The organism is Lentzea sp. NPDC003310, from assembly GCF_040610935.1.
Lineage (GTDB): Bacteria > Actinomycetota > Actinomycetes > Mycobacteriales > Pseudonocardiaceae > Lentzea.
The window spans coordinates 189,480-212,838 of record NZ_JBEXNC010000006.1 but is presented as its reverse complement, the minus strand read 5'-3'; the positions used below and the strand labels follow the sequence as shown (position 1 = coordinate 212,838).

Here is a 23,359-nt window from a genome sequence, read left to right as displayed (position 1 = left end):
GGTTTCTCGTGTCTCGATCGCTCCAGCAGAATGCGGTGGTGGAGAAGCCCGCCATCACACCAGTCGTCGCCGAACTCGCCGCTCGGTTCGCAGCCGAGGGCAAGCGCCTCTACCTCGTGGGTGGCAGTGTGCGCGACGCCGTGCTGGGGCGCCCGACGAACGACTTCGACTTCACGACGGACGCCCGACCAGCGGAGATCCAGCAGCTGCTGAAGGGCTGGGCCGACGCCCAGTGGGACACCGGCATCGCCTTCGGGACGGTCGGCGCGTCGAAGAAGGGCGAGATCATCGAGATCACGACCTTCCGCGCGGACGTCTACGACGGCGTGACCCGCAACCCCGAGGTGACCTTCGGCGACTCGATCGACGGCGACCTGGTCCGGCGCGACTTCACGGTCAACGCGATGGCGTTCGACATCGCGGCGAGCGAGTTCGTGGACCCGACCGGCGGCCTGCAGGCGGCGCACGACGGCGTGCTGGACACCCCGGCGACCCCGCAGGAGTCGTTCGGCGACGACCCGCTGCGGATGCTGCGCGCGGCCCGGTTCGTCTCCCAGCTCGGCTTCACGGCGGCGCCGCGGGTGGTCGAGGCGATGCGATCGATGGCAGCCCAGCTCACCCGCATCACGCCGGAGCGCGTGCAGGTGGAGCTCTCGAAGCTCCTGTGCGGGGCGCACCCCCGCCGCGGCATCGAGCTCATGGTCGAGACCGGGCTGGCGGACGTCGTCCTGCCCGAGCTCACGGCCATGAAGCTGGAAATCGACGAGCATCATCAACACAAGGACGTCTTCGACCACTCGCTGGTTGTGCTGGAACAGGCAATTGATCTTGAAGAAGTTGATCAATCACCCGATCTGGTGCTGAGGATCGCCGCGCTCCTGCACGACATCGGCAAACCGGCCACGCGCAGGTTCGAACCCGGCGGCGGCGTCTCGTTCCACCACCACGAGGTCGTGGGCGCGAAGATGGTCCGCAAGCGCTTGCGGGCGTTGCGGTTCTCGAAGGAGATCACCGAGGACGTCGCGAAGCTCGTCTACCTGCATCTGAGGTTCCACGGGTACGGCAACGGCGAGTGGACCGACTCCGCCGTGCGCCGGTACGTGACGGACGCCGGTGACCTGCTGACGCGGTTGCACAAGCTCGTCCGTGCGGACTGCACGACCCGTAACAAGCGCAAGGCGAACCTGCTGCGCCGGACGTACGACTCTCTCGAGGAACGCATCGCGCGCATCGCGGCCGAGGAAGACCTCGCGCGCGTGCGCCCGGACCTCGACGGCAACGAGATCATGAAGCTCCTCGGCCTGCCGCCGGGGCGCGAGGTCGGCGCCGCGTGGAAGTTCCTGAAGGAGCTCCGGCTCGACCGGGGGCCGCTGGAGCGTGACGAAGCCGAGGCGGCGTTGCTCGACTGGGCGCGCGAACAGGGAATCACCCCGCCCACCCGGTGACACATCGTGAGCGAATGGAATCGCCGCGTTAGCGAAGCGTCAGCGCGGCGATGCACCATGTGAAGTGCGCCAGGGGGGCGCATGGGGGTGGTGCAGATGGCATTCCGAGGACTTTTCGCAGGTCCGGCGGTGTACGACCTGGCCGTGCTGACCGACGACCAACGGGCCGTGCTGCGGTGCATCGCACGCGGTCACGCCGACCACGAGATCGCCCGCGTGCTCGGCTTCGCGCAGCAGAGGGTGGCCGACGAGGTGACCGACATCCTGCGACGCTTGGAACTACCCGATCGTGTGGCCGCCGTCGTCTTCGCGCACGAGGCCGGAATGCTGCACCTGCCGTTTCCGCGCTGACAGGACCAGGAAGGCCGCCAGACCGACCAGGTAGAGGCACCCGGCGACGAGGATGAGGGCGGGCGAGCGCCCGTCGAGGGGGACGACCGTCGCGGTGATGGACACCGCCGTGACCTGCGCGATGTTGAAGAGGGTGTCGTAGAGGGCGAACACGCGCCCGCGCACCTCGTCGCCGACGTCGTGCTGCACGGCGGTGTCCACGCACAGCTTCACGACCTGACCGGCGAAGATGATGACGAAGCTGGCCAGCAGGATCGTCACCAGCGTCATCGGCAGCCCGAGCCCGACCTGCGCGGCCGCGGTCAGCAGCAGCGCGCCGCAGATCGTGCGCTTCACGCCGAACCGGTCGACGATCCGGTCGGTCAGGATGCCCGCGAGCAGCACACCGGCACCGCCCGCGACGGCGACCTCGCCGAGCCCGCCGATGCCGGCCTTGAGGATGCCGACGTCCTCCAGGCTGTAGCGCATCAGCAGCAGCGTGATCATCAGGCTGATGCCGAACGCCGCCCGGTGCGCGAGCAGCGCGGCCAGCCCGGCGGTCACGGTCGGCGTGCGCCAGGTGGCCTTCGCGCCGTCCACCAGGCCGCGGGCGACCGCGGTGACGGCGTGGTCCGGTTCGTCGACCTCGTCCGGCCCGAGCACCCCCGCCTTGAACCGGCTCGCGATGAACGCGCTGAGCAGCAACCCGACCACGGCGACACTGGTGGTCCACGCCGAACCGCCGTCCCCGGCACCGAGCAGCGTGCGCAACCCGATGGCGCTGGCCGCACCGATCACGGCCATGACCGCGCCGGCCGTCGTGGCCAGCGCGTTGGCCTCGACCAGGTGGTCCTCGTCGACGACGTGCGGCAGTGATGCGGAGAGCCCGGACCCGACGAACCGGCCGATGCCCATGACGACGAGCGCCGAGACGTAGAGCGGCAACCCGCTCAGCCCCGCCCCCACCGCCAGAGCTGTGAGCAGCACGAACGAGGCCCGCACGACGTTGGCGACGACGATGACCTTCTTGCGGTCCCACCGGTCGAGCAACGCGCCCGTGAACGGTCCGATCAGCGAGTACGGCAGCAGCAGCACCGCGAACCCGGCCGCGATCGCCGCGGGATCGGCCTGCCGTTCGGGGTTGAAGAGGACAGCGCCGGCGAGTCCGGCCTGGAAGAGCCCGTCACCCCACTGCGAGGCGAGGCGGGTAGCGAGGAGTCTGCGGTAGGCGGGGATGCCGAGGAACCGGCGTGATCCCCAGTGGTGCTTCTCCACCGCAAGCGTTGTCACCGTTGCACTCTAAGCGCGCGCCCGTGAAAACCACGAAAGCCGGACCTCGCGGTCCGGCTCCCCTGGTGCCGGATGCCAGGTCGCCTCACGGCGCGTTGCACTACGCGGCTCCAGCCGAACGGTATTCCGCGAAGGCGGTTGTCTGTTGAGCCCGGGGGACACAAAGACATCCGACACCTCAGTCTAACGGGACGCGGGCCTGAGTTGTTCCGGCGATCACGGGTGATTTCATGGTGACGTGCGTCCTGATGACGAAGTGGAAGTGGAGGCGGGCTCCCTCTTGGTGGCCGCTCCGAGCCTGAACGACCCCAACTTCACACGCACCGTCGTCTACATCATCGACCAACGTCCAGAGGGGACCCTCGGCGTCGTGCTGAACCGCCCCTCCGAGGTAGCGGTGCACGACGTCCTCCCGCCGTGGGGCGCACACGTCACCAAGCCGCAGTGCATCCACATAGGCGGCCCGGTGGAGCAGAAGACGGCCCTGTGTCTGGCAGCGCTGAAACCCGGCACCGATCCGACCGCTGTGGAGGGTCTGGTCGCCGTGCAGGGTCCCGTGGCGCTGGTCGACCTGGACGCCGAACCGGACGACCTGATGCCGTTGGTGCGCGGCCTGCGCGTCTTCGCCGGGTACTCGGGCTGGGGCGAGGGGCAGCTGCAGGGCGAGATCGACCGCGGCGACTGGATCGTCGTGACGGGGCTGGCCGACGACGTCCTGGTGGGCGCGAACGTCGACCTGTGGGGGCGGGTGCTGCGGCGGCAGGGCATGCCGCTGGCGCTGCTGTCGACGTACCCGAAGGACCCGAAGGACAACTGATTCACGTGAAACGTCGGCACGAAAAAGGCCGGACCACCGCAGTGGTCCGGCCTGTCGTTCGAGAGCGGCTCTAGAGGCCCGCGAGCGGCGAGCACCCGCCACCGCCACAGGCGCAGCCGCCACAGCCCTTCGGCTTGACCGGCTCCGGCACCAGAGCGGCCGCCCGGCTGCCCATGACGCCACCGGCGAACGCGATGGTGAGCGCGCCGACGAGTCCGATGACCCCGGCGGTGATCGCCAGGTCGGCCATCACGAACGCCATCGCGCCGGACACGACCGCGACAACACCGGCCGCCACGTTCGGCACCCCGGCGACGCGGTTGGCCAGCGCGAACGTCTCCTCGTCGCGCACGGCGGCGGCGGTGCGCACGCCGACGAAGCGGTTGCGGCGCAGCTTGCCCTGCAGACCCAGCAGACCGACCGCGCCGAGAGCGACGCCGAGCACACCCAGGACGATCGACAGCACGATGTTCACCTCATGAGGGTAAGCCGGGGCCGGGGCGCGCGGGGAACGAGCCCCGGCCTGATGTGCCGCACGCCACCGCCCGATGCATCGCGCTTGCGCTGCGCTGATACCGTTGAGGGCATGAGCACGGCCCGCCTGCTCCTTATCTAGCCGCGACGACCCCTTCGAGAGACGGTCGGCGCGGCCACCCTCCATGCCCATCTGGGCTGGGGGGTTTCGTCATGTCAGGGGCAGGAACAGACGTGAGAGGGACGTTGAGATGAGCACGGACGCGGCGGAGATCCCCGCCTACCGCTACACCGCCGACCTGGCGAACCAGATCGAGGAGCGGTGGCAGCGGTACTGGGAGGAGCACGGCACCTACTACGCGCCCAACCCGGTAGGTGCGCTCAAGGGTGACGTGCCCGCGGACAAGCTGTTCGTGCAGGACATGTTCCCGTACCCGAGCGGCGCCGGCCTGCACGTCGGCCACCCGCTGGGCTTCATCGGCACGGACGTCTTCGCGCGGTACCACCGCATGAACGGCCGCAACGTGCTGCACACCATGGGTTTCGACGCCTTCGGCCTGCCCGCCGAGCAGTACGCGGTGCAGACGGGTCAGCACCCGCGCAAGACCACCGAGGACAACATAAACACCTACCTGCGCCAGATCCGCAGGCTGGGGCTGGGCCACGACGAGCGCCGCCGCATCTCGACGATCGACCCCGAGTACTACAAGTGGACCCAGTGGATCTTCTTGCAGATCTTCAACTCCTGGTACGACGCGGATGCCCGCAAGGCTCGTCCGATCGCCGAGTTGATCTCGCAGTTCGAGTCTGGCGACCGGGACGTTCCGGGGGGCGGCACGTGGTCTGAGCTGTCTTTTGCCGACCAGCAAAGGATCTTGGGCGAATTCCGCCTGGCCTACATGTCGGAGGCGCCCGTCAACTGGTGTCCCGGACTGGGTACTGTCTTGGCGAACGAAGAGGTCACCGCGGACGGTCGCAGTGAGCGTGGCAACTTCCCCGTGTTCAGGAAATCCCTGCGCCAGTGGATGATGCGCATCACCGCGTACTCGGACCGGCTGATCGACGACCTGGACCGGCTGGACTGGCCGGACAAGGTCAAGGCCATGCAGCGCAACTGGATCGGGCGCTCGCATGGTGCCCGTGTCCGATTTGCGGTGGGAGACGAGAACATTGAGGTCTTCACGACCCGTCCGGACACGTTGTTCGGCGCGACCTACATGGTCCTGGCACCGGAACACGAGCTGGTGGACCAGATTGCGGCGCCCGATCGCGTGGCAGACATCGCCGCGTACCGGCGCGCAGCGTCCCTGAAGTCCGAACTGGACCGTCAGGAGAACAAGGAGAAGACCGGCGTCTTCATCGGGGCGTACGCCACGAACCCGGTGAACGGCAAGGAAATCCCCGTCTACATCGCCGACTACGTCCTGATGGGCTACGGCACCGGCGCGATCATGGCCGTCCCCGGCCAGGACCAGCGCGACTGGGACTTCGCGGTCAAGTTCGACCTTCCGATCATCCGCACGGTCCAGCCGTCGGAGGGCTTCGAGGGCGACGCCTACACCGGCGACGGACCGGCGGTGAACTCCGGTTTCCTGGACGGCATGGCGATCGACGACGCCAAGAAGACGATCATCGGCTGGCTGGAGGAGAACGGCCACGGCCACGGCACCGTCCAGTTCAAGCTGCGCGACTGGCTGTTCAGCCGCCAGCGCTACTGGGGCGAGCCGTTCCCGGTCGTCTACGACGAGGCCGGCACCGCCATCGCGCTGCCCGAGTCGATGCTGCCGATCGAGCTGCCGGACGTCGACGACTACTCGCCGCGCACCTTCGACCCAGAGGACGCGGACACCGAGCCGTCGCCGCCGCTGTCGCGCGCCACGGAGTGGACGACCGTCGAGCTGGACCTGGGCGACGGCCTGAAGACCTACCGCCGCGACACGAACACCATGCCGAACTGGGCGGGTTCGTGCTGGTACCAGCTGCGCTACGTCGACCCGGTCGAGACCGAGCGGTTCGTCAACGCCGAGAACGAGAAGTACTGGCTGGGCCCGCGCACCGACCAGCACGGCCCGACCGACCCCGGCGGCGTCGACCTGTACATCGGCGGCGTCGAGCACGCGGTCCTGCACCTGCTGTACTCGCGCTTCTGGCAGAAGGTCCTGTTCGACCTGGGCCACCTGTCCGGCGACGAGCCGTACCGCCGCCTGTTCAACCAGGGCTACATCCAGGCGTATGCCTACCGCGACGACCGGGGCACCCCCGTGCCCGCCGACGAGGTCGTCGAGGCGGACGGCAAGTACACGTACAACGGTGAAGTCGTTCACCGCGAGTACGGGAAGATGGGCAAGAGCCTGAAGAACGTCGTCACGCCGGACGAGATGTGCGAACGGTACGGCGCCGACACGTTCCGGTTCTACGAGATGTCCATGGGCCCGATGGACGTTTCACGCCCGTGGGCGACCAAGGACGTCGTGGGCGCACAGCGCTTCCTGCAGCGCCTGTGGCGCAACCTGGTCGACGAGACCGACGGGTCCCTGCGCGTTGTGGACGAGGAGCCTTCGGTCGAGGCGCTGCGACTGCTGCACAAGACCATCGCCGGCGTGCACGACGACTACGCCAACCTGCGCTACAACACGGCGGGCGCGAAGCTGATCGAGCTGAACAACTACGTCACCAAGCACTACGCCGCCGGCACGCCCCGCGCGCTGGCCGAGCCCCTGGTGCTGATGCTGGCTCCGCAGGCACCGCACGTGGCCGAGGAGCTGTGGACGAAGCTGGGCAACGACGGCTCGCTGGCGCACGGCCCGTTCCCGAAGGCCGACGAGCAGTACCTGGTCGAGGACACGGTCGAGTACCCGATCCAGGTCAACGGCAAGGTGCGCTCGCGGGTCGTCGTGTCGGCGTCGGCGGCGCAGGAGGAGATCAAGGCCGCGGCGCTGGCCGAGGAGAAGATCGCCGAGCTGGTCGCGGGCGGCGAGCCGCGCAAGGTGATCGTGGTCCCCGGTCGCCTGGTGAACATCGTTCTGTAGTAACAGGAAGGGTCGGCGCGGCTACGGCTGCGCCGACCCGATCTCGGCAGGCCACGACTCCGGAGCCGGGCCGAACGCGTGCCGGGCGGCACGAACGGCGAAAGCGGCCATGGTGGCGTTGGCGGCACCCCCGATCAGCGCACCGATGCCGAACGGGACTGCCCGACCGAGCACGACGATCCCCTGCTTGGTGCCGTACTTGGTGATGAAGTTCTTGCCCAGGACTTTGTTGATCTGCTTCAGCGTCTCCGTGGGCACGGCTTTGACGAACTGGCGGGCCCAGTGCTGGCCGGTGCGCTCGGCGACCTTGCCGATGCTCTTGGACCCGGACTCGCCAAGCAGGATGCCCAGGACGAGGGTGCGGCGGCGCTCGACCTCGTCGAGCGGAATGCCGTGGATCTCGGCGACCGACAGCACGTACAGGGTGCTCAGTTCGAGCGAGGACAGCGCTTCACCCGCGGACAACGCCAGTGAGATCCCGGTGCCGACGCCGGGTGCGGCCGCAGCACCTCCGACGGCTGCCCCCGTGCTCGTCAGAGCGCTGACGTACATCTTCTCCAGGGTGCCGATGACTTCGGCTGGCGTGGACTCGGGGTTGCGCTGGCGGGCGCGGGCGATGTTGTTGCGCACCATCGACGTCTGCAGGCCGATGGCCTTGTCCACGAGGTCGAGGATCGCCTGGCCAGGTCCGTTGGACGACTCCAGTTCTGCCACGGGTCGTATGTCGCCGAACGTCCGCCCGGCGCTACATCACCGTTCGACCTCCACGAACCCGATGTCCGACAGCATCTGGTCCAGCATCGAGTCGAACATCGGCTCCGGGTTGCTCACCGCGAACGGGAACCGCCCGAACACCTCCAAAGCCACGTGCCCGTACAGCCGCACCCACGACTGCACGACGTGGTAGATCTTCCCGAGGTTCAGCACCTCGTCGGCCAACGTGACCCCGTGCTCCGCCACCGCGTCCCGCAGCACCTGCTGAAAGCGGACCAGGTCCTCGTGCAGCACCGCGGGCACGGGCTCGTCCACGTGGTTCGCGTCCTCGTTCGACGCGATCAACGGCCCCGCGAGCTGCAGGAACACCGAGCCGAACTGGTCGGCGCCGATCGGGTCCCGCGGCGACGCGAACACCAGCGCGAACTCCTGCGGGTGGGCCAGCGCCCAGCGGCGGAACGCGTGGCAGACCGCGCGGACCTTGCAGCCCACCTGGCCTGACGTCTCCGCGGCCAGGTTCGCGTGCAGCGCGAGGGCCATGTCGGCGCAGATGTCGTCGCAGAGTTGGCGCAGCAGCGCGTCGTGCGAGTCGTAGTAGCGGTACAGCGCCGGTGCGGTGATGCCTAGTTTGCGTGCGATCGCACGGAGGGTAACCGCGTCACGTCCGCTTTCCACCAAAAGGGCGCGGGCCGCCTGCCGAATCTCACGCTCGGTCTCGGCGCGGAGTCGTTCTCGGCGAGTGGCCTCGGTCATATGTCACTCCATCGGGTTGTAGACCCTGTCCACGGCCCCGTACGGTTTCAGTGAACGGTGTTTACAAGAGTTCACGGGATTTACAGAACGGTAACCCAGGAGGCCGTCGCCGATGTTCGCGAAGTGGGGCTCGATCGCATATCGCCGCCGGTGGGTGGTGTTGGTCGCGACAGTGCTGCTCGCCGTCGTGGGCGGCATCTGGGGGCTGGGGGTGTTCGACAAGCTCAGCCAGGGCGGGTATGAGGCTCCTTCCAGTGAGGCTGCGCGGGCCGACAAGGTAGCCGAGGAGGCGTTCGGGCGGCAGAACGGTGACGTGATCGTCATTTATCGCGGCGATTTCGCGAACCCGCTCGAGCTCAAGAAGGTCGCCGACCACATCAGCGGCTTTCCCAAGGACGACGTGCTCAAGGCCGTCGGGCCGGTGCCTTCCGACGACCAGAAGCAGGCGCTCGTCGCCATCACGCTGAGCAGCGGTGACTCGAACGAGCAGATCAAGCAGTTCCAGGACGTCCAGTCCCAGCTGAAGATCGACGGCTTCACCGAGCAGGTCGGTGGGCTCGTGCCCACCCAGAAAGCCATCAACGACATGTCCCAGGAGGACCTGACGCGCGCGGAGATGTTCTCGCTGCCGCTGGTCCTGCTGTTGCTCGTGGTCATCTTCGGTGGCCTCGTGGCCGCCAGCCTGCCCGTGGTGGTCGGCGGTCTCGCGATCATGGGCTCGCTCGGCGTGCTGCACGCCGTCTCCCTCTTCACCGAGGTCAACTCGTTCGCCGTCAACGTCGCGTCGCTGCTCGGCCTGGGCATGGCGATCGACTACGGGCTGTTCATGGTCGGACGGTTCCGCGAGGAGCTCGCCCAGGGGCGCACGACCGAACAGGCCGTCGGACGCACGGTCGCCAGTGCCGGCCGCACCGTCGTGTTCAGCGCGACGCTGCTGGTCATCGCGCTGGCCGGGTTGCTGCTCTTCCCGCACGGCTTCCTGAAGTCCCTCGCGTACGGCGGCGTGGCCTCGGTCGCGATCGCGGCACTGGTCTCGATCACGTTGCTGCCCGCGCTGCTCGGCGTGCTGGGCAAGCGGGTCGACAAGCTCGCCATGCCGTGGCGCAAGAAGGAGCCGAGCGAACGCGGCTGGCGCAGGCTCAGCGGCGCGGTCATGAAGCGGCCCGTGCTGATCGCCCTGCCGATCATCGGCGTGCTCGTCGCGCTCGGCTCGCCGTTCCTCGGCGTGCAGTTCGGCCAGGTCACGGAGAAGGTGCTGCCCGAGGGCAACGCCGTGCGCGTGGCCACCGAGAACATCAACCAGAACTTCTCGGCGCTCTCCAGCAACGGGTTCAAGATCGTCATCAAGGGTGGCGACCAGGCCGCCGTCCAGGAGTACCTGGGCAAGGTCAAGGACATCAACGGCATCGGCGACGTCCAGCCGACGGGCGCGGACAAGGGTGTCACGGCCGCGTCCGCCGGTCTCGACAACGACGCGCTGAGCGAGGAGTCGAAGCAGGCGCTGAAGGACGTGCGCGCGCTCCCGGCCCCGCCGGGCGCCGAGGTGCTGGTCGGCGGCAACACTGCGGTGGTCAGCGACTCGCTCGACGCCATCGCCGACGGGCTGCCGTTGATGGTCACGCTGCTGGTCGGCGCGACGCTGATCCTCATGTTCCTTGCGTTCGGCTCGGTCGTGCTGCCGATCAAGGCCGTGGTCATGAGCGCGCTGTCGCTGTCGGCGACGTTCGGCGTGCTCGTGTGGATCTTCCAGGACGGCCACGGCGCCAACCTGCTCGGCGTCACGCCGGGACCGCTCGAGTCGGGCATCGTCGTGCTGATGGCGGCGATCGTGTTCGGTCTGTCGACGGACTACGAGGTCTTCCTGCTGAGCCGCATGGTCGAGGCCCGCGGCCAGGGCGCGACGACCGAGGAGGCAGTCACCACCGGTCTCGCGAAGACCGGCCGCGTGATCACCTCGGCTGCGCTGCTGCTGATCGTCGTGACCGGTGCGTTCGCGTTCTCGCAGGTCGCGATGATGCGGTTCGTCGGCGTCGGCATGATCCTCGCGCTGGCGCTCGACGCCACCGTGGTCCGGATGCTGCTCGTGCCGGCCGTGCTCAAGCTGCTCGGCAACGCCGCGTGGTGGTCACCCGGTCCGCTCAAGCGGATCCAGGAGCGCCTCGCGCTTCACGACGAGCCGGTGGACGACCTGGACGACTTCGACGACGAGGTCCGCAGGCCGGTCCCGGTCGGCTGAGCGGGCGGGAAGGCGATCATGGCCGCGTCGAACAGGCGCGGCCTCGCCTCCAGTTCGCCCGTCTTCATCAGGTACGTGGTGAGCACCGCGTTCGTGCTGTCCAGGACCGTCGTCGTCGCGCCGGTCGCGAGGAAGACCCTCGTGTCCCCCGGCGCGATGGCGACGCTCGGCGAGTCGATCGGCAAACGTTCGCGCACGGTCATCGTCGCCGCGTCGACGACCAGCACCGCCCGCTCCTTCGGCAGCGTCAGGTAGACCGTGGCCCCGTCCGGCGTGACGGCGAGGCTGCCCGCTCCCCTGCCGACCTCCACCGCGCCGACGACCTGGTTCGTGGCCGTGTCGATCACCGACAACGTGCCGGGCGTCTTCTCCCCCAGCCGCAGGCCGCTCACGTAGAGGCGCCTGCCGTCCGGCGACAGCGCCAGGTGCTGCGGCAGCCCGCCCACCTGCACCGTCGTGGTCTGGAACGCCGTGGCGGTGTCGACCAGGCCGACCGTGCCGTCCTGCGAGTTGGCCACGTAGAGGATCTTGTTGTCCGGGTGCACGGCGAGTCCCTGCGGCTGCCCGCCGACCTTGATCGCCGCGACCAGCCGGAAGTCCTGCGGGTCGACGATCGCGACCCCGCCGGCGGCCGAGACGTAGAGCCGCTGGCCGTCCGGGCGCATCGCCGCGTGCGAGAGCTGGACCTGGGTGAAGAGCCGGTCGACGATCGCGCCGGTGCTCGGGTCGACCACGGTGATCGCACCGGTCCACCCGTTGATCACGTAGAGCCGCCGGCCGTCCGGCGACACCGCCACCCCCGTGGCACGTCCGCCGGTGTCCGCCTGCACGAGAACGGCACCGTTGCGGGTGTCCACGACCTGGACGAGACCGGTCTTCCCCACCACGTACGCGAGCGGTGCCGCCGAGGCGGAGGAGGTGGTCGTGTACTCGTGCCCTTGGTGAACACCCGTCGCCGCGAAGGCCGCTGAGAGCGCTAGAACCGCGGCCACGAGGCGTGGCTTTGCCATGACCCGATGGGAACACTTCCGGGTGCTTTCGATCCACTTCGGTCACTCGACCGAGGGAAATCTATGCCTGGATGTAGTACGGCTCTCGTCCACGACGGCGGTGCGGACGAGAGCCGTCCCGATCAGTAAGAGGGCGGAGCCACTGATTTGGATTCATATGACTCGGGATTCCTCGCCGAAGTCACCAGTTTGGCGTAACGGGTGCCCGCGGTGAGCAGGACCAGACCGGCACCGAGGAACGCCAGCACGCGGGCGATCCCGTCGAGCGCGGACAGGTCGAACAGCACCAGCTTCGCGACCGCGGCACCGACGAGGATCAGGCCCGAAATCCGCAGCACCTTGTTGTTGATCCCCTTGACCAGCAGGAACAACGCGGCCACCGTCCACGACACCGTGACCATCGAGTGCCCGAAGAGGAACCCGGTCTCGTTCGGCGAGACGAGCAGCGCCGCGCACAGCACCAGCCCGGCCGCCGCGTAGAGCAGCACGAGCGCCGCGACGATCCACGGGAACGGGTGTTTGGCCGGCTCGCGCAGCACCTGCATCTTCAGGGCCGCCCACGGCAGGATCGCGGCGAAGACGCCCAGCACGACGGTCGTCACCAGGCCGGCCGCGTAGTCGCCGGGCTGGACGTCGTTGAAGAACCGAGGTTCCTCGACCAGCCACGTGATCGGCGCGGCGATCCCGATCGTCATGATGAAACCGACGACGCCGAACGCGATCGAGCCCACCAGCGCGCTCTTCTTGTCGAGGCGTGCCGCGAGGAACGCCAGCAGCACCGCCTCGGCCAGCACGATCGCCGTGCGGACGTTGCCGTCGAGCGCGATCACCGTGGTCTGGAACAGCGCGAGCATGCCCGTCGCACCGGCCGCCGTCGCGAACCCGCGCGGCAGGTCGGGGACCATCCAGATCGCCAGCAGCACGGCCGCGACCGCGCCGGCGAGGATCGAGTTGACCGGGTTCTCCAGCAGCGTCGTCGCGAACAGCGACGGCAGCGCCGAGCCCGAGACCAGCGCGACCGCGACGACGTCCTCCGGGCGCTTGCGGATCGTCAGCAGCGCGACCGCGATGCCGACGACGGTCGTGGCCGCCGCGACGCCGACCACGGTCCACTCGTACGAGCGCGGGATGGCGGTGGCGGTGGCGAACAGCGAGGCGAAGATCGGCGGGAAGCCGCCCGCGATGGCGAGACCGGGCCAGTTGCGCTTGATGTGGACGGGCGTGCTGGCCATCTTGAGCACCAGCAGGAAGCCGACGAGCAGGACCGTGAAGCCCTCGGTGATGATCGGCGAGCACACCGCGCACGCTGCGACGACGGTGACCGCGAGCGCTTGCGACTCCCACTTCAGCGCGAGCACGACACCGGCTGCGGCGACGGCGAGCCCGATGACGAGACCCACGCTCTCCGGCAGGTAGTGGTAGAGGCTGGTCGCCGCGATCACGTCCAGGTAGAGCCCGGCGAAACCGGTGAACGCGAGCGCCATCGCACCGGTGCGACCGGCCGGGTTGCGGTGCAGCCACATGCCGATGCCGACCAGCGCGCCGCTGAACACCGCACCGCCGACCACACGCGGCAACGGGCCGAGCCAGCCGCGCTGCACGGCCAGGACCAGCAGCAACACGAAGCCGAGCACGGTGATCGCGCCACCGACCCATGCCAGCAGCTTGGCACCGGCGCCGTCCTTGCCGAGCTTCTCGAACAACGACTCGCGCGGCGGCTGGGGCGGAGCCCACTGCGGCTGCGGGTGGGGCCACGGCGCCTGGCCGGGCGGTGGGACCTGGGGACCGGGCGGCGGGAACTGCGCCGCGGGGGGCGGCGGGAGTTGCGGACCGGGCGCGGGCGGCACCGGGGCCGGTCCGGCGGCCTGCTGCGACCACGGGTTCGGCTGCTGCGGAACCGCCGGCGGCTGCTGCGGAACAGGCGGGACAGCGGTGACCGGCGGCTGTGGCACCTCACCGGGCCGCGCCACCTCGGGTGCCTCGATCACCGCGGTCGCGGTCGAGGCGGAGTGCTCGCGCATCTCCGTGCTGATCGTCGCGAGCCGCTGCCCGATGGCAGCGAGCTCCAGTGCGAGGCGCTGCTCGTACCCGAGGCGATCCTGTCCGTCCATGTGATCAGGGTGAGGCAGAGCACCCCGAGTTACATCCGTACACCTACTCATCCGCTTGACTAGATACATGTGTAATCGATTAACTACTGCTCCGTGACGACCATGAAGGACGTCGCGCAGCACGCGGGCGTGTCGACAGCCACCGTGTCGCGCGTGCTCAACGGCCATGCCGCACCGACTCCCGAGACCCGTGAGCGCGTGCTCGCGGCCATCGAGGAGCTCGGCTACCGGCCCAACGCCCTCGCGCGATCCCTCAGGACCACCAGCACCCAGACCCTCGGTCTGGTCATCAGCGATCTGCTGAACCCGTTCTTCGCCGAGATCGCCCGAGCGGTCGAGGACGAAGCCCGGTCACACGGCTACTGCGTCGTGATCGGGAACGCCGACGAGAGCGCCGAGCAGGAGGCCACCTACGTGCGCACCCTGCTCGACCGCCGGGTGGACGGCCTCCTGCTGTGCCCCGCGACCGACGACCCGAGTCTGGTTCGCGAAGTGAGCGCAGGCGGCGTGCCCGTCGTCCTGCTCGACCGGACGGTCCGGGGCGCCACATGCCCCGTCGTCCGCGCTGACGGCAGCGAGGCGTTGACCGCGCTCGCCCGGCGGCTCGTCGGCGCCGGCCACACCCGCATCGGAGTGATCGCGGGTCCGCCGAACACCTCCACTGGAAGAGAACGGACCGACGTGCTCGTGGGCTCGCTTGGCGGCCTCGCGCAGGTCGTGCACGGCGACTTCCGGCAGGAGAGCGGCAGCCAGGCCGCGGCCAGGCTCCTCGACGACGGCGCCACCGCGCTCGTCGCGATGGACAACCTGATGGGCCTCGGCGCACTGGGCGAGGTCCGGGCCCGCGGCCTGCAGATCCCGCACGAAATCGCGTTCGCGGTGTTCGACGACCAGCCGTGGTTCCCGCTGCTCGACCCGCCCATCACGGTCATCGCGCAGCCGACCGTCGAGATGGGCAGGGCCGCCGCGCGCAGCCTCCTCGCCCTGATCGACGGCCGCCAGCCCGACGACGTCCGCCTCACCGCGAAGCTCGTGCTTCGCGGCTCCCTCGGGGAGGCAGAACTGTGACCACGCTGATCACGGCCCGTGGCATCACCAAGCACTTCGGCGCCACCAAGGCGTTGGACGGCGTCGACCTCGACATCAACGCGGGCGAGGTGCACGTCCTGCTCGGCGAGAACGGTGCGGGCAAGTCCACGCTGGTCAAGGTCCTCGCGGGCATCCACGGCCACGACGCCGGCACGATCGAGGGCCGCGCGAGCCTCGCCGTCATCCACCAGGAGCTGGCGCTCGTCCCCGAGCTGTCCGTCGCCGAGAACCTGTTCCTCAACCGGCTGCCGCGCAAGTTCGGCTTCGTCGACCGCGCGGAGATGCGCCGCAGGGCACCGGAGCTGCTCGAGCGCGTCGGCCTGACCGTCGACCCGAACGCCAAGGTCAAGGACCTCGGCATCGCCCAGCAGCAGATGATCGAGATCGCCCGCGCGCTCGACAAGAACGCCGGCGTGCTGATCCTCGACGAACCGACGGCCGTGCTCACCGAGACCGAGACCGACCGGTTGCTGGAGATCATGGCCCAGCTGCGGGACAACGGCGTCGGCCTCGTCTTCATCACCCACCACCTGGACGAGATCCAGCGCGTTGCCGACCGCATCACCGTCCTGCGCGACGGCCGCAGCGTCGGCGTCCTCGGTCCCAGGGCCACCACCCAGCACATGATCGAGCTGATGGTCGGCCGCCCGATCGACGAGCAGTACCCGCGCGCCCGGCAACGCCCCGGCCAGCCGTTGCTGAGCATCCAGGGCCTGACCAGGCGCGGTGCGTTCGAGGACATCACGATCGAGGTCCACGCGGGCGAGGTCGTCGGCATCGCGGGCCTGGTCGGCGCCGGACGCACGGAGGTCGCGCGCGCCGCGTTCGGCGTCGACGGCTACGACCGCGGCACGGTCGCGGTCGACGGGAAACCGTTGCCGCGCCACGACGTCCAGGCCGCCATCAGGGCAGGTCTCGGTCTCGTGCCGGAGGACCGCAAGGGCCAGGGCCTGGTGCTGACGGCCACCGTCGGCCGCAACCTCGAGCTCGTCACGCTCGGCGACCGCGACCAGCAGCGCCTGCACGACATCGCGGGCAAGCTCCGGATCAAGGGCCGCGTCGAGCAGCCGGTGAAGGAGCTGTCGGGCGGCAACCAGCAGAAGGTCGTCATCGGCAAGTGGCTGCTGGCCGACCCGAAGGTGCTGATCCTCGACGAACCGACCCGCGGCGTCGACGTCGGCGCCAAGGTCGAGATCTACGAGCTGATCAACCGCATGACCGCGCAGGGCCGGGCCGTGCTGCTCGTGTCCAGCGACCTGCCCGAGGTGATCGGGATGAGCGACCGCGTCGTCGTCATGGCCCACGGCCGCGTGGCCGGTGAGCTGCCCGGGGGCGCGACCCAAGACCAGGTGATGGCACTCGCCGTGCAGGAGATTCCAGCGTGAGCACGATCAGCATTCGCAAGTACGCCAGTGAGAACGGCGCCCTGGCCGGCCTCCTGATCCTGGCTCTGGTCATCGCGGTCATGCAGCCGGCGTTCCTGAACGCCCAGAACCTGCTGAACGTCGGCGTGCAGGCCGCGGTCATCGCGATCATGGCGTTCGGCATGACGTTCGTGGTGGTCGCGGGCGGGATCGACCTGAGCGTCGGCAGCATCGCCGCGCTCGCCGCGATGGTCGGCGCGCTCACCGCCGGTCCGCTCGGACTGGTCGTCGGCGCGCTGTGCGGCCTGGTCAACGGCGCGTTGATCAGCTACGGCAAGCTGCCGCCGTTCATCGCCACGCTCGCCATGCTCAGCGTCGCCCGCGGCCTCACGCTGGTGTTCTCCGAGGGCCAGCCGCACGAGACCGACGCGGTGGTCACGTTCCTCGGCTCGAACCTCGCGCCGATGTTGCCGTTGCCGCTGCTGCTGATGCTCGCGTTCTTCGGCGTCACCGGCCTGATCCTCACGCGCACCAACCTCGGCCGCCGCATGTACGCGATCGGCGGCAACGAGGAGGCCGCGAAGCTCAGCGGCATCGACGTGCGCCGCAACAAGCTCTGGATCTACGCGCTGTCCGGCCTGTTCGCCGCCGCCGCGGGCCTCGTGCTCGCGGGACGGCTCGGGTCCGCCGGTCCGCAGGCAGCGGCCGGCTACGAGCTCGACGCCATCGCCGCGGTCGTCATCGGCGGTGCGTCGTTGTCCGGTGGCGTCGGCCGCGCCACCGGGACGTTGGTCGGCGCACTCGTGCTCGCCGTCCTGCGCAACGGCCTCAACCTGCTGCAGGTCCCGCCGTTCTGGCAGCAGGTCGTCATCGGCGTGGTGATCGCTCTCGCCGCGTTGCTCGACTCACTTCGCCGTCGCTGAGAAAACCCGCAACAGGTAAGGAAGACACCAATGAAGGTGACCCGACGGATCGCGCTGACGCTCGGTGCCGCTGCTCTGCTGGCGACCGGGTGCAGCGGAACTGGGGCGTCCGGAGGCCAGCTCACCATCGGCCTCGCTGTGTCCACTTTGAACAACCCGTTCTTCGTGGAGCTGCAGCAGGGCGCGCAGGAGATGGCGGACCAGCTGGGCGCCAAGCTCACCGTGGTCGACGCGCAGAACGACGCGACGAACCAGATCAACCAGGTGCAGACGCTGGTGACCCAGGGCGTCAAGGCGATCATCCTCAACCCGGTCGACTCGAAGCAGTCCGGTCCGGCCGCGAAGGCCGCCGAGACCGCGAACATCCCGCTGATCTCGGTCGACCGCGCGGTCGAGGGCAAGGTCGCGGCCGAGGTCGCGTCCAACAACGTCTCGGGCGGCAGCCTCGCGGCCATCGAGCTCGGCCGCGCCACCTCCGGCGAGGTCGCGCACCTCAAGGGCATCCCGGGCGCGTCGGCGTCGCGGGACCGCGGCCAGGGCTTCGAGCAGGGTCTGAACAGCGGCAACATCAAGGTCGTCGCCTCGGCCGTCGCCGACTTCGACCGCGCCAAGGGCCTCAACGAGACCACGAACCTGCTGCAGGGCCACCCCGGTCTCAAGGGCATCTTCGCCGAGAACGACGAGATGGCGCTCGGCGCGATCAAGGCCCTCGGCGCCCGCGCGGGCAAGGACGTGCAGGTCGTCGGGTTCGACGGCACGCCGGACGGCCTGAAGGCGATCCAGGACGGCACGCTCGCGGCGACCGTCGCGCAGCAGCCGAAGCTGCTCGGTTCCAAGGCCGTCGAGCAGGCCGTGCACGCCGCCAAGGGCGAACCGGTTCAGCAGGTCGTGGACGTCGAGGTCAAGGTCATCACCGCGAAGAACGTGGCAGAGTTCGTCAAGTGACACAGACTCTGCTCGTTCTCGGGTCCGCCAACGCCGACCTCGTGGTCGAGGTCGGCAGGCGGCCCGCCGGCGGTGAGACCGTGCTCGGCGGCGACACCGTCGTGCTGCCCGGCGGCAAGGGCGCGAACACCGCCGTGGCCGCCGCCCGCGTCGGTGCGTCAGTCTCGCTGGTCGGCGCCCTCGGCGGGGACGGGTACGGCGCGCTGCTGCGCGAGTCGCTGGAGTCGTCCGGTGTCGGCACGGCGCTGGTGAAGACCTCCGAGCGGCCGACCGGGATCGCGTACATCACCGTGACGCCCGACGGCGAGAACTCGATCGTCGTCTCCCCCGGCGCCAACTCGGACGTGCTCAAGTCCGATGTGGACGGTCTGTCGTTCGACGGCGTGGGCGTGCTGACGTGCTCGCTGGAGGTGCCGCTGGAGACGGTGGTGCACGCGATCGGCGTGGCCGCCGAGGCCGGCGTGCGGACCGTGCTGAACCTGTCGCCGGTCGCGGAACTCCCCGCGGAGACGTTGCGGCAGCTCGCGGTCCTGATCGTGAACGAGCACGAGGCCGCGCAGCTCGCCTCGGACTGGCAAGGCCTGCTCGACCTCGGCCCGGCGTCGGCGATCGTCACGCTGGGCTCGCGCGGTGCCGCCGTGGTGGAGCCTTCGGGCGTCGTCGAGGTGCCGTCGATCGAGGTCGCCGAGGTGGTCGACACGACCGGCGCCGGTGACGCGTTCGCCGGGGCGCTCTCCGCGCGGCTGGCCGAGGGCGACGCCCTGGTGGAAGCCGCCCGCTACGCCGCGAAGGTCGCCGCGCTGTCCGTCACGAAGGCGGGCGCCCAGCCGTCCTACCCGACCGCGGCCGAGGTCGGCTGACCTACGCGCGCACCGCCGCCCGGTCGTCGAACAGGTCCTCGTCCGGCAGCACGTACTTCTCCACGTCCGGCGCCCTGTCCGGCAACGGCGCGTCCGGCATCTCCGGCTGCAACGGCGGCGCGGCGACCTGGGTGAACGGGATCCCGGGCGGTGCCATGAGCTTCTTGCGCGGCAGATCGCCGACGACCACGTCACCGCCGGGGTTGCCGGTGACCAGGTTGCGGAACATCCCGGCGCGCGGCCTCGCCGTGATGTCCAGGCCGATCCCGAACGCGCTGCCCTCGCGCGCCGGCGACAGCGCCTCGTCGTTGTCGGACACGAGGTTGCCGACGAGCGCGACGTCGTCCTGCGCGGAGGCGTCCGAGCTCAGACCGACGCGGTTGCCGCTGAACCTGTTGCCCAGCACGAACATCCGGCCGGACGCGTCAGCCGACCGGTACCCGACGGCGTTGCGTTCGGCGACGTTGCCGCGCACCACGACGTCGCACGCCTGGCACCGGCCCACGTGGAAGCCGGAGTCCGTGCTGCCGCTCGCGTAGCTCTGCTCGATCACGCCGTGCTGGGCGCCCGACGCGTGGATGCCGTCCATCGCGTTGTTGCTCGCCGTCACGTACGAGACGCGGAAGCCCTGCACCTGCGAGATCAGCACGCCGTGAGACGTGTGGTTGCGGACCGTCAGGTTCTGCACGGACACGTCCGGCGCGGCCAGCACGATCCCGTCCGCCCGCCTGACCTCACCGTCGATGATCACGCTGCCGCGCTGGGCACCCCTGATCGTCACCCCGCGCGTGCCGACCCGCACCGACTCCCGGTAGACACCGGGCGCCACCAGGATCGTCGTGCCCTCGCGCGCCGCGTCGACCGCGGCCTGGATGGTGCCTGCCTGTGCCGGGACGCTGATCTCGAGTCCGGGGTCCTCCGGCGTCGAGCAACCGGCGACGAGGAGCACTGCGGCAAGGGCGTACGGAACGCGCACGGCAGGCACCGTACTGCTCTGTTCGGCCCATCGGGGCACTGCCCCTGTTTTCATCCGTGTTACGCCGTGAAGACGAGCTTCGCGTCGTCCCGCATTCTGCTCGCCTGTTGGTCACACTGAGCTGTCCCGGGTTCCCGGTAGGAGGGTATGGTCTAGACCATGTCGAGCGCGCGGCTGAGCGGTGTCGGTGTCAGCAGCGGCCGGGCAACCGGCCCCGTGGTGAGGGTGACCGAGGCCCTGCCGGAACCTCCTGCTGGTCAGCGAACAGCGGACACGAAGATGGAGGCCTCCCTCATCCGTCCCGCGACGGAGGTCGTGGCGCAGCGCCTGATGGAGCGCGCGAAGACGGTCGAGGGCGACGCCCGCTCCGTGCTGGAGACCACCGCGGCGATGGCGGGCGACCCGTCGCTCATCAAGGCCGCCGAGAAGCTCGTCGTCGACCAGTCGCTGACCGCCGCCCGTGCCGTGCACGAGGCCGCGCAGAAGTTCATCTCCGCACTCCAGGCCGCCGGTGGCTACATGGCCGAACGCGCCCGCGACGTCCAGGACGTCCGCGACCGCGTCGTTGCCGAACTCCTCGGCCTGCCCGCGCCCGGCGTCCCCGACCTCGAGTCGCCGTCCGTGCTGGTGGCCCGCGACCTCGCGCCCGCCGACACCGCGGGCCTCGACCCGGCGAAGGTCCTCGCCCTGGTCACCGAGGAGGGCGGCCCCACCTCGCACACCGCGATCCTCGCCCGTTCGCTCGGCATCCCGGCCGTCGTCGCGTGCCGCGGCATCCTCGCGTTCGAGGGCACCTCGCTCGACGTGGACGGCGACACGGGCCAGGTCCGCGAGTCCGACGGCAAGGTCCGCGCGGCCGGCACCGGCAAGAAGGCCGAGTGGAACGGCGTCGGCGTCCTCAAGGACGGCCACCGCGTGAAGGTTCTCGGCAACGTCGGCTCCCCGGCCGATGCCGCCGCGGCAGCCGCCGCGGGTGCGGAGGGCGTAGGCCTGTTCCGCACGGAGTTCTGCTTCCTGGACGCAGCTGAGGAACCGACCGTTGCTGAGCAGACTGCTGCTTACGAGGCTGTGCTGGCGCCGTTTAAGGGCAAACCCGTTGTGGTGCGCACCCTCGACGCGGGCGCGGACAAGCCGCTGGCGTTTCTGAACCCGGACCCCGAGCCCAACCCGGCCCTAGGCGTCCGCGGCCTGCGCGTAGCGTTCGACCGCCCGGAGATCCTGGACCGCCAGCTCGAAGCCATCGCGGCCGCCGCAGCCTCGTCGGGCGCCGACGTCTCCGTCATGGCCCCGATGGTCGCGACCGCCGCCGAGGCCGCGTGGTTCGTCGAACGAGCCCGCGCCGCCGGCATCCAGCGCGCCGGCGTCATGGTCGAGGTCCCGTCCGCGGCCCTGTCCGCGCGCGAGATCCTCCAGGTCGTCGACTTCATCTCGATCGGCACCAACGACCTGGCCCAGTACGTCTTCGCGGCCGACCGCCAGCTCGGCGGCGTCGCGGCCCTGAACGACCCCTGGCAGCCCGCACTCCTGCGCCTGATCGCCCTGGTCGGCGAGGCGGCGATCGCCACCGGCAAGCCGGTCGGCGTCTGCGGCGAGGCAGCGGCCGACCCGCTGCTCGCGTGCGTGCTCATCGGCCTCGGCGTGACGTCGCTGTCGATGAACCACACGGCGCTCGCGGGCGTCGGGTCGCGGCTCGCGACGTCCAGCCTGGACATCTGCCAGCTCGCGGCCCGCGGCGCGCTGGCGGCGGGCGACCCGGCCTCGGCGAAGCTCGCGGCCCGCGCCCCGCACTAGTCACTCGATCGTGTGATCAACGCGGGGGCACGGCCCCCGCGTTGAGATCGCGTGACTGACTTCATCACCAAGAACGGCAAGGTCATCCCGCTGAACGGCGGCGGCGGGGGCAAGAAGGGCACCGGTGTCGTGGTGGCCGGAGCGCTGGCCCTGACCGTCGCCGCGGGCACGGGCGGCGCCACGACCGTCGGTGGCCTCGGCCCGACCGAGGTCGGATCGGGCGGGACGTCGTTACGGCTGGGCCCGCGCAAGGCCGAGGGGCAGAAGGCGGCCCGCAAAGGCGATGTCGACGGTGCTTGGCAGCGCCTGGGCATGAGACAGCTGAAACGCACCACCCGGCAACAAGCCGAATGCGTGGCCGTGTCATTCGGCGAGGTGCGCGAGTTCTTCCTCCAGAACCGTTGCACCTCATTGGACCGGGTCCTGTTCGCGGTGACCGACGGCACCGGCAACACCGCGGTGATCTCCGTGGTGTGGGTCGGGCTTTCGTCGGACGGCGACGCGCGCAGGTTCCAGTCCGTCATGAACAGGCACGGCAGCGGTGACGTCCACCCGCTCGGCAGCACCCTCCTCGACCTGGCCGAGATCCGCTTCACCGGCCTGCGCTACGGCAGCGAGCGCGACGGCCGGACCGTGACCGTCGCGGAGGCCGAGACCGCGACCGGCCAGGTCGACCACGACACGCTGGACGCCCTCGCCGAGGTCGCCGCCCACCTCCCCCGCGTCTAGTCGACCGCGGTCACGCGGATCTCGATGCGCATCTTCGGGTGACCGAGGGCGGTGACCCCGCTCTCGGTCCAGATCGGCTTGCGCTCGCCCATCCGCGTCCGGAACTGCTCGACCATCACGCGGTTGTGGTCGTCGAACGAGTCGTCGCCGAGCACGTGGTACGAGTTCACGTGCACGACGTCGGCCCACGACGAACCGGCGGTCGCGAGGGTGCGCTCGACGTTCTCGAACGCCCGTACGATCTCGTCCTCGAGCGACTCGGGGAACTCGAACTCGTCGCTCCAGCCGCCCTGCCCCGAGATCTCGACCCGGTCGCCGATGCGCACGGCCTGGCTGTAGTGCATGTTCTCCAGCTGCGTCTCGCCGTATCCGGGGGTGGCGAAGAACTCCGGCTTGCTCATCTCTCCTCCTATGACTTCACGCTTGAAGTCAACAGTACATGACTTCAAGCGTGAAGTACGCTGCGCGACGTG

The 23,359-nt window shown here is 69.7% G+C and carries 20 protein-coding genes; 12 read left to right on the top strand and 8 right to left on the bottom strand.

Annotated features, from left to right (window positions below):
* The first annotated feature begins 8 nt into the window (after positions 1-8).
* Positions 9-1,445 carry a CCA tRNA nucleotidyltransferase gene (locus tag ABZX02_RS13650; protein ID WP_355297967.1) on the top strand — a complete coding sequence of 479 codons (1,437 nt, stop codon included), beginning with the start codon at positions 9-11 and terminating at the stop codon, positions 1,443-1,445.
* A gap of 96 nt (positions 1,446-1,541) precedes the next feature.
* Positions 1,542-1,796: a LuxR C-terminal-related transcriptional regulator gene (locus ABZX02_RS13645; protein ID WP_355297966.1), complete on the top strand. Its 255-nt coding sequence runs from the start codon at positions 1,542-1,544 to the stop codon at positions 1,794-1,796.
* On the opposite strand, the gene ABZX02_RS13640 is transcribed toward ABZX02_RS13645, so the two are convergent.
* On the bottom strand, positions 1,725-3,050 hold the full coding sequence (locus tag ABZX02_RS13640) for an MFS transporter (RefSeq protein ID WP_355298407.1): 1,326 nt from the start codon (positions 3,048-3,050) through the stop codon (positions 1,725-1,727). The genes ABZX02_RS13645 and ABZX02_RS13640 overlap by 72 nt on opposite strands.
* Before the next feature lie 253 nt (positions 3,051-3,303).
* Here ABZX02_RS13640 and ABZX02_RS13635 point away from each other — a divergent pair, with 253 nt between their 5' ends.
* The gene (locus ABZX02_RS13635) at positions 3,304-3,882 is read left to right on the top strand and encodes a YqgE/AlgH family protein (protein ID WP_355297964.1); all 579 of its coding nucleotides are present in this window, start codon (positions 3,304-3,306) and stop codon (positions 3,880-3,882) included.
* Positions 3,883-3,952: 70 nt separating this feature from the next.
* Here ABZX02_RS13635 and ABZX02_RS13630 read toward each other — a convergent pair whose 3' ends face one another.
* On the bottom strand, positions 3,953-4,357 hold the full coding sequence (locus ABZX02_RS13630; protein ID WP_355297962.1) for an SdpI family protein: 405 nt from the start codon (positions 4,355-4,357) through the stop codon (positions 3,953-3,955).
* Between the two features lie 250 nt (positions 4,358-4,607).
* Between ABZX02_RS13630 and leuS the strand changes: the two genes are divergently transcribed.
* Positions 4,608-7,385: a leucine--tRNA ligase gene (gene leuS, locus ABZX02_RS13625; RefSeq protein ID WP_355297960.1), complete on the top strand. Its 2,778-nt coding sequence runs from the start codon at positions 4,608-4,610 to the stop codon at positions 7,383-7,385.
* Between the two features lie 21 nt (positions 7,386-7,406).
* Here the strand turns inward: leuS and ABZX02_RS13620 are convergent, their stop codons facing one another.
* On the bottom strand, positions 7,407-8,099 hold the full coding sequence (locus ABZX02_RS13620) for a hypothetical protein (protein WP_355297958.1): 693 nt from the start codon (positions 8,097-8,099) through the stop codon (positions 7,407-7,409).
* A gap of 36 nt (positions 8,100-8,135) precedes the next feature.
* On the bottom strand, positions 8,136-8,852 hold the full coding sequence (locus ABZX02_RS13615) for a TetR/AcrR family transcriptional regulator (protein ID WP_355297957.1): 717 nt from the start codon (positions 8,850-8,852) through the stop codon (positions 8,136-8,138).
* A gap of 112 nt (positions 8,853-8,964) precedes the next feature.
* On the opposite strand from ABZX02_RS13615, the gene ABZX02_RS13610 reads away from it, so the two are divergent.
* A complete protein-coding gene (locus tag ABZX02_RS13610) occupies positions 8,965-11,088 on the top strand; it encodes an MMPL family transporter (RefSeq protein WP_355297955.1) in 2,124 nt (707 codons plus the stop codon).
* Here the strand turns inward: ABZX02_RS13610 and ABZX02_RS13605 are convergent.
* Both ABZX02_RS13605 and ABZX02_RS13600 read right to left on the bottom strand, forming a co-directional pair.
* A complete protein-coding gene (locus ABZX02_RS13605; RefSeq protein WP_355297953.1) occupies positions 11,019-12,098 on the bottom strand; it encodes a hypothetical protein in 1,080 nt (359 codons plus the stop codon). The genes ABZX02_RS13610 and ABZX02_RS13605 overlap by 70 nt on opposite strands.
* 122 nt (positions 12,099-12,220) lie before the next feature.
* Entirely contained in the window at positions 12,221-14,209 is a 1,989-nt protein-coding gene (locus tag ABZX02_RS13600) for a DUF2339 domain-containing protein (protein ID WP_355297952.1), read from the bottom strand.
* Between the two features lie 102 nt (positions 14,210-14,311).
* On the opposite strand from ABZX02_RS13600, the gene ABZX02_RS13595 reads away from it, so the two are divergent.
* From ABZX02_RS13595 to ABZX02_RS13575, 5 genes are read left to right on the top strand one after another with little or no spacing between them, the layout of a single operon-like run.
* A complete protein-coding gene (locus tag ABZX02_RS13595) occupies positions 14,312-15,277 on the top strand; it encodes a LacI family DNA-binding transcriptional regulator (protein ID WP_355298405.1) in 966 nt (321 codons plus the stop codon).
* On the top strand, positions 15,274-16,683 hold the full coding sequence (locus tag ABZX02_RS13590) for a sugar ABC transporter ATP-binding protein (protein ID WP_355297950.1): 1,410 nt from the start codon (positions 15,274-15,276) through the stop codon (positions 16,681-16,683). Before ABZX02_RS13595 ends, ABZX02_RS13590 begins: the two co-directional genes overlap by 4 nt.
* On the top strand, positions 16,680-17,585 hold the full coding sequence (locus ABZX02_RS13585; protein WP_355297948.1) for an ABC transporter permease: 906 nt from the start codon (positions 16,680-16,682) through the stop codon (positions 17,583-17,585). Before ABZX02_RS13590 ends, ABZX02_RS13585 begins: the two co-directional genes overlap by 4 nt.
* 30 nt (positions 17,586-17,615) lie before the next feature.
* Positions 17,616-18,530 (top strand): substrate-binding domain-containing protein, encoded by a 915-nt coding sequence (locus tag ABZX02_RS13580; protein WP_355297946.1) that lies wholly within the window; start codon positions 17,616-17,618, stop codon positions 18,528-18,530.
* Positions 18,527-19,390, top strand: coding sequence for a ribokinase (locus tag ABZX02_RS13575; RefSeq protein ID WP_355297944.1), 864 nt, complete (start codon positions 18,527-18,529; stop codon positions 19,388-19,390). The genes ABZX02_RS13580 and ABZX02_RS13575 overlap by 4 nt, the downstream gene beginning before the upstream one ends.
* Before the next feature lies 1 nt (position 19,391).
* Here ABZX02_RS13575 and ABZX02_RS13570 read toward each other — a convergent pair whose 3' ends face one another.
* Positions 19,392-20,366, bottom strand: coding sequence for a right-handed parallel beta-helix repeat-containing protein (locus ABZX02_RS13570; protein WP_355297942.1), 975 nt, complete (start codon positions 20,364-20,366; stop codon positions 19,392-19,394).
* Between the two features lie 159 nt (positions 20,367-20,525).
* Between ABZX02_RS13570 and ptsP the strand changes: the two genes are divergently transcribed.
* Complete coding sequence (ptsP, locus tag ABZX02_RS13565; protein WP_355297940.1) at positions 20,526-22,157, top strand: phosphoenolpyruvate--protein phosphotransferase; 1,632 nt, start codon at positions 20,526-20,528, stop codon at positions 22,155-22,157.
* A 51-nt stretch (positions 22,158-22,208) separates the two neighbouring features.
* Positions 22,209-22,886 carry a hypothetical protein gene (locus ABZX02_RS13560; protein ID WP_355297938.1) on the top strand — a complete coding sequence of 226 codons (678 nt, stop codon included), beginning with the start codon at positions 22,209-22,211 and terminating at the stop codon, positions 22,884-22,886.
* On the opposite strand, the gene ABZX02_RS13555 is transcribed toward ABZX02_RS13560, so the two are convergent.
* Complete coding sequence (locus ABZX02_RS13555; RefSeq protein ID WP_355297936.1) at positions 22,883-23,287, bottom strand: Rid family hydrolase; 405 nt, start codon at positions 23,285-23,287, stop codon at positions 22,883-22,885. The genes ABZX02_RS13560 and ABZX02_RS13555 overlap by 4 nt on opposite strands.
* Between the last annotated feature and the right edge of the window lie 72 nt (positions 23,288-23,359).

Bases quoted from the DNA above. Each gene is read 5' to 3' on its own strand.
- ABZX02_RS13645 (WP_355297966.1), top strand. From the start codon at position 1,542: ATGGCATTCCGAGGACTTTTCGCAGGTCCGGCGGTGTACGACCTGGCC.
- leuS (WP_355297960.1), top strand. From the start codon at position 4,608: ATGAGCACGGACGCGGCGGAGATCCCCGCCTACCGCTACACCGCCGAC.
- ABZX02_RS13615 (WP_355297957.1), bottom strand. From the start codon at position 8,852: ATGACCGAGGCCACTCGCCGAGAACGACTCCGCGCCGAGACCGAGCGT.
- ABZX02_RS13610 (WP_355297955.1), top strand. From the start codon at position 8,965: ATGTTCGCGAAGTGGGGCTCGATCGCATATCGCCGCCGGTGGGTGGTG.
- ABZX02_RS13605 (WP_355297953.1), bottom strand. From the start codon at position 12,098: ATGGCAAAGCCACGCCTCGTGGCCGCGGTTCTAGCGCTCTCAGCGGCC.
- ABZX02_RS13600 (WP_355297952.1), bottom strand. From the start codon at position 14,209: ATGGACGGACAGGATCGCCTCGGGTACGAGCAGCGCCTCGCACTGGAG.
- ABZX02_RS13595 (WP_355298405.1), top strand. From the start codon at position 14,312: ATGAAGGACGTCGCGCAGCACGCGGGCGTGTCGACAGCCACCGTGTCG.
- ABZX02_RS13580 (WP_355297946.1), top strand. From the start codon at position 17,616: ATGAAGGTGACCCGACGGATCGCGCTGACGCTCGGTGCCGCTGCTCTG.
- ptsP (WP_355297940.1), top strand. From the start codon at position 20,526: ATGTCGAGCGCGCGGCTGAGCGGTGTCGGTGTCAGCAGCGGCCGGGCA.
- ABZX02_RS13555 (WP_355297936.1), bottom strand. From the start codon at position 23,287: ATGAGCAAGCCGGAGTTCTTCGCCACCCCCGGATACGGCGAGACGCAG.